The organism is Arthrobacter ginkgonis, assembly GCF_039540195.1.
Classification (GTDB): domain Bacteria; phylum Actinomycetota; class Actinomycetes; order Actinomycetales; family Micrococcaceae; genus Zafaria; species Zafaria ginkgonis.
On the sequence record NZ_BAABEO010000008.1, the window covers coordinates 55,490 to 70,734 of the forward strand.

General features: G+C 70.5%; 14 protein-coding genes. 3 read left to right on the plus strand and 11 right to left on the minus strand.

Annotation, left to right across the window (positions count from 1 at the left end; translation table 11 throughout):
• From rnc to ABD912_RS02885, 4 genes are all read right to left on the minus strand, one after another.
• Positions 1-696, minus strand: coding sequence for a ribonuclease III (gene rnc / locus ABD912_RS02870; protein WP_345148331.1), 696 nt, complete (start codon positions 694-696; stop codon positions 1-3).
• A 9-nt stretch (positions 697-705) separates the two neighbouring features.
• A complete protein-coding gene (rpmF, locus tag ABD912_RS02875) occupies positions 706-909 on the minus strand; it encodes a 50S ribosomal protein L32 (protein WP_345148332.1) in 204 nt (67 codons plus the stop codon).
• 2 nt (positions 910-911) lie between these two features.
• A complete protein-coding gene (locus tag ABD912_RS02880) occupies positions 912-1,475 on the minus strand; it encodes a YceD family protein (protein ID WP_345149384.1) in 564 nt (187 codons plus the stop codon).
• 148 nt (positions 1,476-1,623) lie between these two features.
• Positions 1,624-3,030, minus strand: a complete 1,407-nt coding sequence (locus ABD912_RS02885) for a stealth family protein (protein WP_345148333.1) — start codon at positions 3,028-3,030, stop codon at positions 1,624-1,626.
• Positions 3,031-3,278: 248 nt separating this feature from the next.
• Here ABD912_RS02885 and ABD912_RS02890 point away from each other — a divergent pair, with 248 nt between their 5' ends.
• Complete coding sequence (locus ABD912_RS02890; protein ID WP_345148334.1) at positions 3,279-4,472, plus strand: CDP-glycerol--glycerophosphate glycerophosphotransferase; 1,194 nt, start codon at positions 3,279-3,281, stop codon at positions 4,470-4,472.
• 38 nt (positions 4,473-4,510) lie between these two features.
• On the opposite strand, the gene ABD912_RS02895 is transcribed toward ABD912_RS02890, so the two are convergent.
• Together ABD912_RS02895 and ABD912_RS02900 are read right to left on the minus strand one after the other, a co-directional pair.
• Entirely contained in the window at positions 4,511-5,803 is a 1,293-nt protein-coding gene (locus tag ABD912_RS02895; RefSeq protein WP_345148335.1) for a CDP-glycerol glycerophosphotransferase family protein, read from the minus strand.
• Between the two features lie 53 nt (positions 5,804-5,856).
• On the minus strand, positions 5,857-6,318 hold the full coding sequence (locus ABD912_RS02900; RefSeq protein ID WP_345148336.1) for an adenylyltransferase/cytidyltransferase family protein: 462 nt from the start codon (positions 6,316-6,318) through the stop codon (positions 5,857-5,859).
• Between the two features lie 178 nt (positions 6,319-6,496).
• Between ABD912_RS02900 and ABD912_RS02905 the strand changes: the two genes are divergently transcribed.
• Positions 6,497-9,175: a PEP/pyruvate-binding domain-containing protein gene (locus ABD912_RS02905; RefSeq protein WP_345148337.1), complete on the plus strand. Its 2,679-nt coding sequence runs from the start codon at positions 6,497-6,499 to the stop codon at positions 9,173-9,175.
• A 221-nt stretch (positions 9,176-9,396) separates the two neighbouring features.
• A complete protein-coding gene (locus ABD912_RS02910) occupies positions 9,397-10,422 on the plus strand; it encodes an SH3 domain-containing protein (protein WP_345148339.1) in 1,026 nt (341 codons plus the stop codon).
• A gap of 200 nt (positions 10,423-10,622) precedes the next feature.
• Here ABD912_RS02910 and ABD912_RS02915 read toward each other — a convergent pair whose 3' ends face one another.
• From ABD912_RS02915 to ABD912_RS02935, 5 genes are read right to left on the minus strand one after another with little or no spacing between them, the layout of a single operon-like run.
• Positions 10,623-11,543 (minus strand): glycosyltransferase family 2 protein, encoded by a 921-nt coding sequence (locus ABD912_RS02915; RefSeq protein WP_345148341.1) that lies wholly within the window; start codon positions 11,541-11,543, stop codon positions 10,623-10,625.
• A complete protein-coding gene (locus tag ABD912_RS02920; protein WP_425548012.1) occupies positions 11,540-12,406 on the minus strand; it encodes a CDP-alcohol phosphatidyltransferase family protein in 867 nt (288 codons plus the stop codon). The genes ABD912_RS02915 and ABD912_RS02920 overlap by 4 nt, the downstream gene beginning before the upstream one ends.
• Complete coding sequence (locus ABD912_RS02925) at positions 12,403-13,455, minus strand: glycosyltransferase family 2 protein (protein WP_345148343.1); 1,053 nt, start codon at positions 13,453-13,455, stop codon at positions 12,403-12,405. The genes ABD912_RS02920 and ABD912_RS02925 overlap by 4 nt, the downstream gene beginning before the upstream one ends.
• Positions 13,452-14,372, minus strand: coding sequence for an ABC transporter ATP-binding protein (locus ABD912_RS02930; protein WP_345148345.1), 921 nt, complete (start codon positions 14,370-14,372; stop codon positions 13,452-13,454). Before ABD912_RS02930 ends, ABD912_RS02925 begins: the two co-directional genes overlap by 4 nt.
• A complete protein-coding gene (locus ABD912_RS02935) occupies positions 14,356-15,204 on the minus strand; it encodes an ABC transporter permease (protein ID WP_345148347.1) in 849 nt (282 codons plus the stop codon). The genes ABD912_RS02930 and ABD912_RS02935 overlap by 17 nt, the downstream gene beginning before the upstream one ends.
• Between the last annotated feature and the right edge of the window lie 41 nt (positions 15,205-15,245).

Sequence of the window (15,245 nt, forward strand, 5' to 3'; positions counted from 1 at the left end):
CTAGAGGGCTTCCGGGGCGGGCAGGCGCAGCTGCTTCCAGGAGGAGGCCGCGGCCTCCTGCTCGGCTTCCTTCTTGGAAGGGCCGGTGCCGGAGCCGTACAGAGTGCCGCCGATGGACAGCGTCGCCTCGAAGGTGCGTGCGTGGTCCGGGCCGGAGCCGCGGATCAGGTATTCGATGGCGCCGAGCTTGCGGGCGGCGGCGATCTCCTGGATGGCGGTCTTCCAGTCGGTGCCGGCGCCGAGCGCCTCGACGTCGTTCAGCAGCGGGTCGACGAGCCGCATGACCAGCGCGCGGGCGGCCTCGATGCCGTTGGTGAGGTAGGTCGCCCCGATCAGGGCCTCCATGGTGTCCGCGAGGATGGAGGACTTGTTGGCTCCGTTGGTCAGCTTCTCCCCCTGGCCCAGCAGGATGAAGTCGCCGATGCCGAGTCCGCGGGCGATGCCCGCCAGGGCCCGCGTGCTGACGACGGCGGAGCGCCGCTTGGCGAGGTCGCCTTCGGGCAGGTTGGGGTACTGGCGGTACAGGTGGTCCGTCACCGAAAAGCCGAGGACGGAGTCCCCGAGGAACTCAAGGCGTTCGTTGGTGGGAATGCCGCCCTGCTCGTAGGCGTAGGAGCGGTGGGTGAGCGCAAGACGAAGCGTCTCGGGGTCGATGGTGACCCCGAGACGCTTCAGAAGCTCTTCGGTTGAAGGCATCAGACGTGCTTAGGCGTCTGCGACCTTGCGCCCCTTGTACTCAAGGAACAGCGCGGTGCCGGCGGAGTCGGTAACGACCTTCGCCTGGTGCGGCAGGCTGTAGGTCACGCGGCCGTTCTCCACGGTCTTGACCAGGTGCGGCGCAGTTGCCTTCCACTGGGACCGGCGGGCGCGGGTATTCGAGCGGGACATCTTCCGCTTGGGAACAGCCACGGCTAACTCTCTTCTCTCTCGACTGATTCTGTACGTTGTGCCACGTCGTCTGCGGCGGTGTCGGCCAGCCCGGAAAGGGCTGCCCAACGAGGATCCAGGACCCCATGGTGGTGGTCCGGATCCCCTTCGAGGCGTGCCCCGCATTCGGGGCAGAGGCCTGCACAGTCCTCCCGGCACACCGGCTGGAACGGCAGGGCGGTGACCACTGCGTCCCGCAGCACTGGCTCGAGGTCGATCAAATCGTCCTCGACCCGGTACTGGTCGTTCTCTTCGTCATCCTCGAACAGTTCCCTGTCCTCGAAGTAGAAGAGTTCCTGAATATCGGCCTCGAGGTCATACGCGATGGGGTCCAGACACCGGCCGCATTCGCCCTCTATGTGGACGTATGCGGTACCGGACACCAGGATCCCCTCGTGCACGGCCTCAAGTCTCAGGTCCAGATCGACGGGCGATCCTTCCTGAACTCCGATCAGTGCAACACCCAGCTCAGCTGGGGCCGCAACCTGCTCTTCCAAGGTTCGCATGCTCCCCGGGCTGCGCCCGAGGTCCTTGACCGCGAAGGTCAGGGGTGAACTCCGGTCGATTCCGTGCGAGGACGGGCGATCCGAACGCTTACCGCTAATGAGAACTCCTAATAGAACATAGACCGACGGTACATCTTAGCCCGAGGATCGGGGGAAGCCCAAACCGGCTCCCCGGTCCCCCGGCCCGCGGTCAGTTCCGGGCAGCGGCGGGCCGTCCGGCCGCCACCGTGCCGCGCGGGACCTCGGGCCGCTCGAACGCGGAGGGGAACGGGAAGTATTCCTGCAGGAAGTGCTGCATCATCTTCAGCGTCTCCTGCTCCCGGCGCCCGCCGGAGGCCACCTCGTTGAGGCAGAACATCTGCGGCCGCTCGGTCCACATCAGCCGCAGCAGGCGCAGCCGGGCGGTCGCGTCGGAGAGGTCGATGTAGTTGTAGCCGACCTCCCCGGGCACGGCCCGTCCCAGTGCCGTCCCGTAGTAGTGCGCCAGCGAGGAGGGGATGGACAGGTCCGTGTCGCTGCGGAACCGCGCGGCCGCGGTCCGTTCGACCTCGTCGCGCTCGTCCGCCTCGATCGCCTCGAGCGTCGTCCTGAGCTGGGCGTGGGCCACGTGCAGGAACTTGAAGATGGATGACCTGCCGAAACGGCGCTGGAGCACCGCGCGGTTGTTGCGGGCCGCCACGTTCACGGGAAGGTCGCCGGGCTTCTCCGCGCCGATGCGCTGCTTGGACAGGAAGTACCGGCTGGAGCCGTCGGCCGCGTAGAAGAGCTCGGGGTCCACGGGACGCCCGAAGAAGACGTCGTCGTTCATGTAGATGAACCGCTCCGAGAGCCCCTCGATGTGATGCAGCTGGGATTCGATGGCGTGGGAATTGAAGGTGGGTAGGTTGCCCGGGTCCGCGAAGATGTCCCGGTGCGGGACCACGCTGACCCGGCCGCCGTCCGTGTCCAGCCAGCCGGGGACCTGGTCGGCGGTGACGATGTAAATGTGGTTGATCCAGGGCGCGAAGTACTCGAGGGAACGCAGCGAGTAGCGCAGCTCGTCCCTGGACGCGTAGCGGGCCTCGTCGTCGGAGGTGGCCAGGGGCGTTCCGGTGGCCTCCGCCTGGGCGGCGGCACGCTCCGCCCTCCACTCCCGGTCCGATCCGTCGACCCAGGTGTAGACGACGTCGATGGGCGCCGGGGCCGCTGCGGGTTCCGGAGCGCCGCCGTCGGTCCCCTCAAGGACCAGGACGCCGAGCGCGTCCGCCAGCTCGCGCCGGTGCCGCGCGAACCCCGCGTCGGCGACGCGCCACCCGCGGGCCGCCCCCTCGGGCAGGTGCGTTGGGGCGGCGGCCTGGGCCATCAGCCCCTTGATGGCCAGGGCCTGCCTGAGCCGCCGCCGGTCGCGGGCCGCCAGGGGGGATTCCGCAAGGATCGTGCCGGCGTCGAGGGTGCGGAAATTCGCCGCCACCCCGGCGGTGGTCGCGGCCCACAGGAATTCCTCGCGGTGGCGGGCACGGATCCGCTCCGGCGTCCAGTCCGCAGGAAGCCCCGAACGCAGGGCGGTGCCGCCGAAGGTGTTGTTGGCCAGCATCCGCAGGATGTGCGGGGGAAGCAATGAACCCGCCTTGCCTCGCCATGCCGCCACTCGATTTCCCCTTTAAAGCACCATTACGTTTCAGGATTCTTCGCCCGAGACTTTCACCAGATTCCCTACCGATCCTACCAACCGTCCCGCGGCCCGCCGTCGCCGGCCCCTCCCGCGCGGCCCCCGCGGCCGCGCGGGAGGGGCATCCGGACGGGTCCCGGAAGGGTGCCGGGGCGGCCTCCGGCACGGGCGGTTCGGTCCTTGGATAGGATCGTCCGGTGCACGAACTCCAAGTGATCCGCCGCGGACTGCGCGTGGCGTCCGAGAAGGCCCGCTCCGTCGCGGCCGGCCGGCCCACCCGTCGGATGCTGGCCGCCAGGGCGCAGCAGCCGCCGCCGGTCTCGCCCTTTGCCGTGTACTTCGGCGACGGCCCGGCGGGCCTGTACCAGTTGCAGCAGTGGCTGGGCCCCTGGGAGCGCCTAGCCGCCGAGGTCGCGCCGCTCACGCTGTTGCTGGGGGATCCCCGGGCGGCGCGGGAGATCGCCGGCCGGACCACCCTGCCGGTGGTGCTGGTTCCCGGATCGGCGCCCTTCGAGCGCTTCCTTGCCGAGCACCGGGTGCGCGCCGTCTTCTACGTGAACAACAACCAGGCCAATTTCACCGCCCTGCGCGTGAACGGCCCCGCCCACGTGCACCTGAGCCACGGCGAAAGCGAGAAGTCGTCCATGGCCTCCAACCAGCTGAAGGCCTACGACTTCGCCTTCATCGCGGGGCAGGCTTCGCACGAGCGCATCCTGGCCGCGGTGCCCCGGTTCGACGAGCGCCAACTGGTCCACATCGGCCGGCCCCAACTCGGTTTCCCCGGGATCGCGGATTTCCCCCCGGCCGCGGGAACCACCACCGTGCTCTACGCCCCCACCTGGGAGGGCGACTCGCCCGCGATGGCCTACAGCTCCCTGAAGACGCACGGACGGCGCCTCGAGGGCCTGCTCGCCGATCCCGGAGTGCGGGTCATCCTGCGCCCGCACCCCAAGACGGGATCGGTCGACCCCTCGTTCCACAGGGTGCTTGCCGGCTTGCGCTCGGCGTTGCAGCAGGCCAACGCGGGTCGGACCACTGCCCCCCACGTCTACGACGACGGGCCGGAGCCGCTGGCCTCGCTGGCGGTGGCAGACGTCGTCCTGGCCGACGTCTCGGCCATGGCCATGGACGCGGTGGGGCTCGGCAGGCGAACCGCCCTGTGCATCAATGGGGACCGACCCCGGCAGGCCCCGGGCGCACTCACGCTCGCGGGGGCCCTGCCCACGTGGTACCGGCACGAGCCCCGGGACTTGCGTTCCGCGATCGAGGCCCTGGCGGCCGCGCCGGTCCCCGCCGCCCAGGATGCGTTCCGCCGCCACGTCTTCGGCGACGACGGCGGCGACCCCTGCGGACGGTTCCTGGCTGCGGCCCGGGACCTCCTCGCCGGCTGAGGCTCCAAAGCTGGGCGCCCGCGGGGGCGCCCAGCGGATCAGGACGCTGCCGGGCTGAGCTGGGCTGTCGGGCTGGGCTGGCGGGGCTGCTGCAGCTGCTGCCGGCGTTCGGCGATCAGCCGCTCGATCTCCTGTTCGAAGCTCTCCGTGGACTCGCCGCGGTGCAGCCCGCCGAAGTAGAACTCCCGCATCCCGGCTCGCCGGGCGGCCCGTTCGTCCCCGAAGATCCACTCCCGCAAGCGTTCCCCGACCGCTGCGGCGTTCTTCCCGCTGACCACGCCGCAGGCGCGGGCCAGCGGGGAGTCCTGTTCCAGCTTGGCGCCGTTGTTGCGGCGGTCGGTCAGGACGATCGGCTGCTGGGGCCGCAGGTACAGGAAGTCCAGCCCGACGCTGGAAATGTCGGTCACCAAGGCATCCACGGCGTCGAACATCGCCAGGATGTTGCCCTCGGGCAGGAAGGCGTGGCCGCCGTCCGCCGCCGCCGCCTCGATCAGCCGGACGATCTCTCCGTGCGCGGCAACCATGGAGGGCGTGGTCGAGTCGAGGACGCGCGGGTGCGGCTTGTAGACCAGGCGGACCTCGGGCATCGCAAGCAGGGCCGCCACGATCGCCGGCCCGTACGGCTCCACCGAAGTGTAGTTGTTGACCTCGTTTTCGCCTTCCCAGGTGGGCGCGTACATCACCGTGGTGCGGCCGGGGACCGGGAGCAGTTCAGGAACGAAGATCTCATCGAGCTGCGGGCGGCCGGTCACCACCAGGCGGTCCAGGTCAAAGTCGAGCAGGCGCGCCTTGTGGCGTTCGATCGCCGCCGGTCCGGCAACGAAGATGCGGTCATAGGCCTTGGCCTTGTTGGAGACCATGGAGATCTTGTCGCTCTCCCCGTGGTTCACGTGCACGTGGACCGGCCACGGGTGCTCCAGCGACTGGAAGTTGCTTTGGCCGTTGTTGACGTAAAGGACCATGCCGTAGTCGTTGGACTCGTACAGGTCCACCAGGTCCGTGAAGCGGCGGATGAAGATGCGCGGCAGGTCCGTGAGGGGGGCCAGCGCACGGTAGGCATCGATGCGGCGGCAAATCACCAGGACCCGCTTCTTGCGGTGGAGGGTCTCCAGCACGGGGAGCCACTGGACCAGCTGGTAGATCTTGTCGGCGCCGTCGCCGTAGTAGACCACGACGTCGCCGGGCACCGGCACGCCGTGGAACTCCATGGCGGCGGCGCGCGTCGGGCGCACCCCCAGGAGGGGCAGGACCCTCCGCACCGCGCCCGTTTTGCCGATCTGGGCCCCCGCGGCCTTGATCCTGTATTTGATGGTCTCGGAAATGACCGTCACCGATACTCCATGTTTTTTCTGCCCCGTAGGGAAATTTTTGTCCCCGCAGGGAATTAGCTGAGTTCCTTCACGATCTGGCTGATGCTGTCCAGGGTGCGCTTGAGCTCCTCGACGTGGCGTTCGTCGAAGGCGCTCAGGACGCGTTTCATCTCCGTGGTGGAGATGCCCTCGGTGCGGGGCAGGTACACCACCTCGACGCTGTCGCCCAGGTCGTCGAACTTGCCGCGCCAGTCGTCGCCGATGCCAAAGACGTCGACGCCGTACCGCTGGATGTCGAGGCGCTTCTGCGCCCAGTTCTCCTCGGGGATGGCCTCGTCGACGTACTTGATGGAGCGGACGATCTCGATGCGCTGCTCGAACGGCACCACGGGCTTCTTGCCCTTGACCGCGTTGAACTCGTCGGTGGAGACGCCGACGATCAGCCGGTCCCCCAGCCCGCGAAGCCGCTTGAGGACGTTCAGGTGCCCGATGTGGAACAGGTCAAAAGTGCCGTAAGTTAACACCGTCTTGGGCACATGGACTCCCGTAGTCTGCCGATTGTTAAGATTTCATCTCATTTTATCCCATGGGTCTGTGTCTCCCCTGTGGCGACGCGGCCCGCACCCGTTGAGCGCCCCCGGCGGCGGGCCTATAGTCGCCCCATGCACCTCCACTCGGCGGCGCACCGTCCACGCGGCGGCGGAACGGGGGACCATGGATGCGCCGGAGCAGGAGCGGCTCCTCATCGAACTGGCCGACATCGGCCCCGGCATGCTGGCGCAGGTGGGTGGCAAGGCCCTGAACCTGGGCGTGTTGCTGGCCGACGGGTTGCCCGTCCCCGGGGGCTTCTGCCTGACCACGGCCGGCTATGCGGCCATGGCGCGCGACGCCGGCCTGGAGGGCCCCGTCGATGCCCTCGGTCCGCTGGATCCGGCCGACCCCGCTGCGCTGGCCGAGGCGACCGCGCGGATCCGCGCCGCCGTCCATGCCACTGCCGTCCCCCAGCCGGTCGCCGCCGCCGTCCTGGAGGCCTACGCGGGCCTCGGAACCGACGTGCCGGTGGCGGTCCGCTCCTCCGCCACCGCAGAGGACCTTCCCGAGGCGAGCTTCGCCGGCCAGCAGGACAGCTTCCTCAACGTGCGCGGCGCGGATGCGGTGATGGAGGCGGTGCGGGGCTGCTGGGCCTCGCTGTGGACCGACCGCGCCGTGGCCTACCGCGCCGCGCACGGGATCGGCCAGCGCGGGGTGGGCCTTGCCGTCGTCGTGCAGGTGATGGTGCCGGCCGCCGCCGCCGGCGTCCTCTTCACGGCCAACCCCGTCACCGGCACCCGCCGGCAGGCGGTCGTCGACGGCGCGCCGGGGCTGGGCGACGCCGTGGTGTCCGGGGCCGTGGCCCCGGACCACTTCGTGGTGGACACCGGCACCGCGCGGATCCTCGAACGCACGGCCGGCCCGCGGCCCGACGGCGGGGGCCGGGACGGCGGGGGCCCGAACGGCCGGCTGTGCCTGACCGATGCCCAACTGCTGCAGCTGACGGAGCTGGGTGCCAGGGCGGAGGCCCTCTTCGGTTCCCCGCAGGACCTGGAATGGGCCGCCGAGGCGGGCGGCGCCCTCTGGCTCACGCAGTCGCGGGCCATCACGACCCTGTATCCGGTACCGGAGGGACGCGGCTCCGTCGAGGGGTCCCGCGTGTACCTGTGTGCGAGCCTGGCCCAGGGGCTGGTGCGCCCGCTGACCCCCATGGGAATGGCGGCGATCGCCGGGATGCGGGACGAACGCAGCGGCTGGTTCCTGGCGCAGGCCGGCATGCGGCCCTTCGTGGACCTGACCCCGGTGGTGCGCAGCGCCAGCGGGCGGCGCACCATGCTGAGGATGTTCCGCGTGGCCGAGGCCCGCTCGGCCGACCTGCTCCAGACGATCTACGCCGATCCCCGCTTCTCCGTCACCCGGGGCGCCCGCTCTCCGAACCTCCTCTCCGGCGGCGGCGCCCGGCAGGTGGGCGCGCTGCTGCTGCGGATCCTTCAGGCCCTCCTGCGGCCTGAGGCCGCGGTGCGGCGGATCCAGGAGGTGGGGCGCAGGCTGGAACAGGACCTGGCCCTCGCCGAACCGGCCACCCCGGCGCAGCGGCTGGACCATGTGGAACGGGTGATGTCCACCGCCTTCTTCTCGCTGGTGCCCGGGGTCCTGCCGGCCCCCGCCACCGGGTACGCCCTGCTGGGCGTGGCCCGCTGGCTGCTGCGCGGGATCGCCGGACCCGGCGAGCTGCAGGCGGTGCTGGCGGGGCTGCCGAACAACGTCACCACCGAAATGGACCTGGAGCTGTGGCGGCTGGCCGACCGGCTTCGGGCGGACCCCGCCGCGGCGGCGGCCCTGGAGTCCGAACCGGCGGCCGAACTCTCCCGCCGGTACCTGGCCGGCACCCTGCCGGCGGCCCTGCAGGACGGCCTGGCCGCGTTCCTGGAACGCTACGGGCACCGGGCCGTGGCCGAGATCGACCTGGGCATGCCGCGCTGGTCCGACGATCCGGCGCACCTGCTCGGCGTCATCGCCAACTACCTGCGGCTCCCCGCGGGCCATCCGACGCCGGAGACCCAGTTCGCGCGGGCCGCGGCGGAGGCGGAAGCCAAGGTGGCCGACCTCACGGCGCGCGCCCGGGCCCGCGGACGGCTGCGCGGGGCCGCCGTCGGGCTGGCCCTGGCCCGGGCCCGGCAACTGTGCGGGCTGCGCGAGCAACCCAAGTTCTTCATCATCCTGTCCTTCGCCGCACTGCGCCGCCAACTGGCCGAGGTGGGCGCGGCGCTGGCCTCCGACGGACGGACCGCCCGGCCCGACGACATCTGGTTCCTGGCCCCGGAGGAGGCCCGGGTGGGCCTGCGCGGGGCGGACCTGGCGGAGATGGTGGAGCGGCGGCGGGCCACCTACGGGCGCGAACTGCAGCGCCGCTACGTGCCCCGCCTGCTGCTGTCCGACGGGACCGACGTGGAGGCCGCCGCGGCCGCCACCCAGTCCCCACCGTCCGCGGCGGGGGCCCCGGTTCAGATGCTGCGCGGCAGCCCGGCATCGGCCGGGACGGTCACCGGCAGGGTCCGGGTCATCACCGATCCGGTCGGGGCCCGGCTGGAGCCGGGCGAGATCCTGGTGGCGCCCTCCACCGACCCCGGCTGGACCCCGCTCTTCCTCACGGCCGGGGCGCTGGTGATGGAGATGGGCGGTGCCATCTCCCACGGGGCCGTGGTGGCGCGCGAGTACGGGATCCCGGCGGTGGTCGGCGTCCCCGAAGCCACCCTCCACCTGCGGACGGGGCAGACCGTCACCGTGGACGGGGCGGCGGGAACCGTGGTGGTTGTGCCGGCGGAGGCCGGAGCCGTGGAGGACGGGCCGGCGGACGCCTGAAGCGAGGGAGGCCTGAACCGGTCCCTCGCCCGGAGCGCAAGCTTCCGAAACACAGGTTTTCGAGTATTCCCTGCTCTTGTCCCCCGCCAGCGAAGACCCCATTCTGAGTCTTGACATGCACACCCGGATTGGGGTCCGGGTGCATTGAATACTTGGGGGTTGCAATGTCGCAATGCTTTCCGTCCACACGTGTATTAATCGCCAGGTTTGGGGCAGCGGCGATGGCGGGAACCGCCGCACTGCTGCTCGTCCTCCAGGCCCTGGTCGCGCCGGCCGCCGCGCCGCCGGGCCTTAAACCGCCGGACGCCACACCGCCGTCGTCCTACGCCGCCCCGAACATGGTGCACTTCGAGCTCGCGGCCACGAAGTACCTTTCCGCCGTCACCACCGGCAGCGTGCGGGTGCGCACCGGTCCCGGCACGAACTACGCGTCCATCACCCTGTTGGTGGAGGGCACGCGGGTCAAGCTGCTGAAGAAGAATTCCAAGGGCTGGTGGCAGGTCACGATCGGCCGCAAGACCGGCTGGATGAAGGGCTCCTACCTGAAGCTGTCCACCAAGGCCGCCACCAACGCGATCGGCTACCTCGCCTCCGGCAAGGGCTTCGAGGACAACGGGGACAAGGGGCCGAACAAGACCTCCCGCGTCGTCCTGACCTACGACGACTGCCCGAAGACCCTGAGCGACTTCAACGCCGTGCTGAAATACGTGCAAGCGAAGAACATCGGGCTGGCCATCGCCCCGACCGGCGACTGCATCGCCGACTTCGAGGACCGCTACGGGGTGAACCTGGCCACCCTGGCCCGCGCCAAGGGCCAGTGGGTCATCAACCACTCGGCCGTCCACCAGGACCTGCGTCCGCTCAGCTGCGCCGCCGCCGCACGGCAGTTGAGGCTCACCGGGGTGAGCACCAACTACGGCCGCCCGCCCCACGGGGCAGTGGACGGCAGCGTCGAATGCGCCTACGCATCGGCCGGGATGAACATCTGGACCTGGGACGTGAGCACCCAGGACTGGGAGCACGAGAACAAGGCGCTGACCATCTCCCGTGCCGTCACCAAGGCCAAGCGCGGCTCCTCGGTGCTGATGCACATGTGGACGCCCGGTTTCACCCCGGATGCGATCCGCCAGATCAAGGAGGGACTGTCCAAGCGCGGGCTCAGCCTCTGCCGCGCCTACCGCGGCATGGACAACGCCGGGGCCATCACGACCACCCCGCGCTACCTGCCGGACTCCCTGCCCTGCTAGCGCGCGGGGCAGACCCTTTCGTGTCGACTGCGTCGCCACGCAGGGACCCGACTGCCCCGCGCTTTGCGGGGGAACGGCCCTTTCGTGTCGACTGCGTCGCCACGCAGGGACCCGACTGCCCCGCGCTTTGCGGGGGAACGGCCCTTTCGTGTCGACTGCGTCGCCACGCAGGGACCCGACTGCCCCACGCTTGGCGGGGCTCAGATGACGGGCGGACGGCCGGCCAGGGCCATGCGCAGGTGGGTGCGCCACCTCAGCTTGGGACGCGGGTGCGCGTACCAGGGGCTGGTCCGCCAGCCGGAGCGCCAGCCGGCGGCGTACTGGCGCAGGCCGCGGCGGTCCTTGCGCAGGCGGATCCCCTCGATCAGCCCCCAGCTGCACACGTAGGCCCAGCTGAAGGGCCAGTGGAGGTTGCGCCGGGCCAGCCAGACGCGGTTGCGGGCGTTGAGCCGGAAGAACTCCTCGTGCCGGCGCGGGTCCACCACCGGGTGTCCCACGCGCATGTCACCGGCGTACCAGACACGGTGGCCGGTGTCCCAGACGCGCCAAGCCAGTTCGATGCCCTCGTGGGCGTACCAGAAGCCTCCGGCCCAGCCGCCGGTCTCATCGAAGATCCGCCGCGGCATGACCAGGCACGTCTCCCCCACGTGGAAGACGTTGCTGGGAACGGAGGCGGTGCGCTTGTTTAGCCGCGGGATCCAGCGCCGCGGCGAGTCCGCGCGCTCGGGGTCCTCGATGCGCGGCTGCAGCAGGCCCATGTCCGGGTGGCGCTCGAAGCGGCGCGCGGCCTCCAGCAGGAAGCCGTCGTCGAGCAGCCAGGAGTCGTCGTCGAGGAAGAACAGGTACTGCCCGCGCACGTGCGGGACCCCCGCGTTGCGTCCGGCCGGGATGCCCAGGTTTTCGGGCAGGTGCACGGCCTTGAAGCCCTCCGGCAGCCCGGTGGGCTCCCAGCCGTTTCCGACCACCGCGACGTCCAGGTCCACCCCGCGCTGGGCCAGCAGCGAGTCGAACGCCCGCTGCAGTTCCGCCGGCCGGTTGCCCATGGTGAGGATGACGACGCCGAAGCCGGGCCGGTCGGACGCCCGCGGCGCGCCTGCCCCGATCGGCTGGACCGCGCTCATGCGACCAGCCGGGTGGAAGCCATGTTGGACAGGAAATGCCCGAGGTTCACGAACACGCAGGCCGGAAGCAGGATCCACAGCATCCACTGCTCCCCCAGCCCCGGGCTGCCCAGCAGCGCCGAGACGATCGAGGCGGCCAGGATCAGCAGGCTCAGCTCGACCGCGTGCAGCAGCCGGTGGAAGGGCAGGAAGCGGGCCAGCCGGCGCAGCTTGCCCACCAGGGAGGTGGCGGGCACGGCGCGGGCGGCGGCGGTGTCCGGTAGCTTGCCGAGCCCGGCCATGCCGCGGGCGGCGTGCACCATCAGGGACTGCGAGCGGTTGAGCACCAGCAGGACCGCCACGGCGGCGCCCACGAACAGGATCGCCCAGGAGTCGGCGCCGAAGGGTGCGCCGCCGGCCAGTTCCAGCGCCACCCGGCAGCCGAGCGCGATCGGCAGCAGCGCCTCGGTGGTGTGGTGGCCGACCATGTCGATGAAGATGCCCTTGGGGCTCTGCGATTCGCGCCAGCGCGCCACCTCGCCGTCGCTGCAGTCGAAGTACAGCTGCAGCTGGGAGAGCACCACGGCCAGCAGCGGCCCCCAGATGCCGGGGACCAGCAGGGCCGCGGACATCGCCCAGCCGGAGAGGATCATCAGCCCGGTCACGCCGTTGGCGGTGATGCGGGTGCGCAGCAGCGCCGCGGTCAGGTAGATGGAGATGTGCCGCAGGTACAGTTCGGCGGTCCAGTGCTCGGCGTTGCGGCGCGCGCGCACCTCCGGGGGCTGGCAGACGGCGCGCAGTTGCTCCAGGGTGGGACGGACCGGGCGCGGCCTGCCGTCGCGGCCCATGCGCACCCCGGCCTCGCCGGTGCCTGTGCCGGTCATGCGCGCACCCTTCCCTTGTCCAGCGTGGATCCGGCGCCGGCGGCACGTCCGCGCACGAACCCGACGGCCCACGGGAAGTGGATGGTCGGCAGCACCGCAAGCATCAGCAGCCGCTCGCGCGGGCTGAGCCTGGACTTGGCGGTGGCCGCGGCGGCAGCCACGCCGCCGAGGTAGGCCACCGGCGCCAGGCGCAGCAGGGCCAGTGCCGCCGTCGTGCCCCTGGCCGGGGCGGCCGGGCGCACGAACCAGGAAACGACGCCGGCGGCGACGGCGGCGACCACCGCCGGCGGCAGGTCGTGGCGGCGCGACTTGCCCTCGCGGTGGCGGCGGGCGATCTCGCCGCGCCAAACGCCGGAGGCGTAGGACTGGCGGCGCAGGTCGCGCAGGCGCTCGCGCGGGTAGTAGACGGTGCGCAGTTCCGGATCGAACCAGACGGTGCGGCCGGCGTTGCGGATGCGCAGGCACAGCTCCCAGTCCTGGGCGCGCCAGAGCGATTCGTCGTAGTAGCCGACCTCGTCGAAGACCTCGCGACGGAAGATGCCCAGGTAGGCGGACTCGGCCGGGCCCTCCGGGGCGCCGGAGTGGTAGGCCGCGCCGCCCAAGCCGGCCGGGGAATGGTAGGCGGCGGCGACGGCGCGCTGCAGCGGGGTCCGGCCCCGGGCGTCCATCAGTCCGCCGACGTCGGAGGCGCCGGTGCGGAACAGCGTCTCGACGCCGCGCCTGGTGTAGCCGGGGGCCAGCGTGGAGTGCGCGTCCACGCGGATGACCACCGGGTAGCGGGAGGCCTTGATGGCCAGGTTCAGGGCGATCGGGGTGCGCCCGCGCGGGTTGTGCACGAAGCGCACGCGCGGGTCCTCGGCGTGGAGCTGCTCGACGATGGCGGTGGTGTTGTCCGTGCTGGGTCCGAGCGCCAGCACGATCTCCTTGTCGCCGTCGTAGTCCTGCGCCAGGATGCTCGCCACGGCCTCGCGGATGTACCCGGCCTCGTTGAGCACGGGCATGACGTAGGAAACGCCGGGCTGCTGGTCTTCGGTGGTTTCCGGGCTCACTTCTTCGATTCCTTGTAGGCCTTCACGACGGCGGCGGGATCCCCGTCCATTTCCAGCACGCCCTTGTTGATCCAGATCACGCGGCTGCAGGTGTCCAGGATGGACTTCATCGAGTGGGAGACCAGGAACACCGTGCCGGCGTTCTCGCGGATCTCGCGGATCCTCGCCTCGCTGCGCTGGCGGAAGCGGGCATCGCCCACCGCCAGGGCCTCGTCGACGATGAGGATCTCATGCTGCTTGGACGCGGCGATGGCGAACTTCAGGCGCGCGGACATGCCGGAGGAGTACGTCTTCATCGGCAGGTCGATGAAGTCCTCCAGCTCGGCGAAGGTCACGATCTCCTCGCGCAGCGCCTCGACCTCCTTGCGGGTGTAGCCCAGGGCCAGCCCGCCGAGGGTGATGTTCTTGTCGCCGGACAGGTCCGGGATCAGGGCCGCGCCCACGCCCAGCAGGTTGGGGCGGGAGGAGGCGTAGACCGCCCCGGAGGCCGGCGGGGTCAGGCCCACGATGGTGCGCATCAGGGTGGACTTGCCCGAGCCGTTGGACCCGATGATGCCGATGGACTCGTTCTCGTAGGCGGTGAAGGAGACGCCCTTGACGGCGTGCACCTCGCGCAGGCCGCGGGTCCGGGTGAACAGCTTGCGGTTCGCCGCGGAGCCGGCGGCCTTGCCGCTGGAGTAGACCTTGTACTTCACATGCAGGTCGTCGACCACGACGACGGGGCGGCGGGTGTCCACGGCGTCCGGTTCGGCCTTGGCCGGCGCGGAATCGACCGGGCGGTCCGGCGACGCCGGGGCGTCCCCGCCGTCGCGGCCCTCCCCCGGCACCTGTCCGGACATGTGCCGCGGTGCGGGCCCTTCCCCGCCCGGGCCGGGCTCCCGACGGAGCACGTCGTCGAAATTAGTTACCTCGGCCATAGCGCTCCTCAGCTACCCAGAAGAAAACGACGCCGGCCACGAAGGTCACCACGGACCAGATCGAGAACAGGAGCCAGTAGAGGGACGGATAGGACTGGCCCTCCATGATGCAGCCGCGGGCGATGGTGAGCACCTGGTAGAGCGGGTTGAAGTCGTAGACGGTCACCATCACGGGGTACGCGTTGAAGATCTTCTCCACGCTGAACAGCACCCCGGAGGTGTAGAAGAGGACCCGGGTCACCAGCGGCAGGATCTGCGTGATGTCGCGCAGGTGCACCGTGAGGCGGGCGCAGATCAGCGCCACTCCGGTGTTGAAGAGGCTGAAGAGCCCCACCAGCGGCAGCACCAGCAGCCAGGACCACTGCGGCGCAGTGCCGAGCGCCACGCAGTAGATGAACATGACGCCGAGCATCGGCGCCAGCTGGAGCAGGTTCTGCAGCACCGTGGAGACGGGCAGCGAAATGCGCGGGAAGGCCAGCGACTGCACCAGTGCCGCGTTGCCCGTGATCGACTTCGCGCCCTGCACCATCGAGGAGGAGAAGAACTCGAAGAGGAACACGCCGATGACCACGAAGACCGGGAAGTCCTCCGGCCGGTTGGCCCCCTGCAGGAGCCCGAAGATGGCCCCGTACATCAGCGCGTTCAGCGTGGGCTTGATCACAACCCACAGCATGCCCAGCCGGTTGCTGTTGTTGCTGGCCTGGATTCGGCTCCTGGCCAGCTCGAACATGAAGTCCCGCCGCGCCCACGCCTGCTTCAGGTAGGAAGGCAACGCCGGCCTGGCTCCCACCCGTTTCAGGTGGTTGCGGGCTGCGAAGTCGGCTGCAGTCATGCCTTGGAAAACCTCATCATTCGCGTGCGGGGGCCGGCTGC

What these genes read in the sequence shown, in the direction of transcription:
- rnc (WP_345148331.1), bottom strand. Translation starts at nt 696, where the DNA reads ATGCCTTCAACCGAAGAGCTTCTGAAGCGTCTCGGGGTCACCATCGAC.
- ABD912_RS02905 (WP_345148337.1), top strand. Translation starts at nt 6,497, where the DNA reads ATGGATGCGCCGGAGCAGGAGCGGCTCCTCATCGAACTGGCCGACATC.
- ABD912_RS02910 (WP_345148339.1), top strand. Translation starts at nt 9,397, where the DNA reads ATGGCGGGAACCGCCGCACTGCTGCTCGTCCTCCAGGCCCTGGTCGCG.
- ABD912_RS02915 (WP_345148341.1), bottom strand. Translation starts at nt 11,543, where the DNA reads ATGAGCGCGGTCCAGCCGATCGGGGCAGGCGCGCCGCGGGCGTCCGAC.
- ABD912_RS02920 (WP_425548012.1), bottom strand. Translation starts at nt 12,406, where the DNA reads ATGACCGGCACAGGCACCGGCGAGGCCGGGGTGCGCATGGGCCGCGAC.
- ABD912_RS02930 (WP_345148345.1), bottom strand. Translation starts at nt 14,372, where the DNA reads ATGGCCGAGGTAACTAATTTCGACGACGTGCTCCGTCGGGAGCCCGGC.
- ABD912_RS02935 (WP_345148347.1), bottom strand. Translation starts at nt 15,204, where the DNA reads ATGACTGCAGCCGACTTCGCAGCCCGCAACCACCTGAAACGGGTGGGA.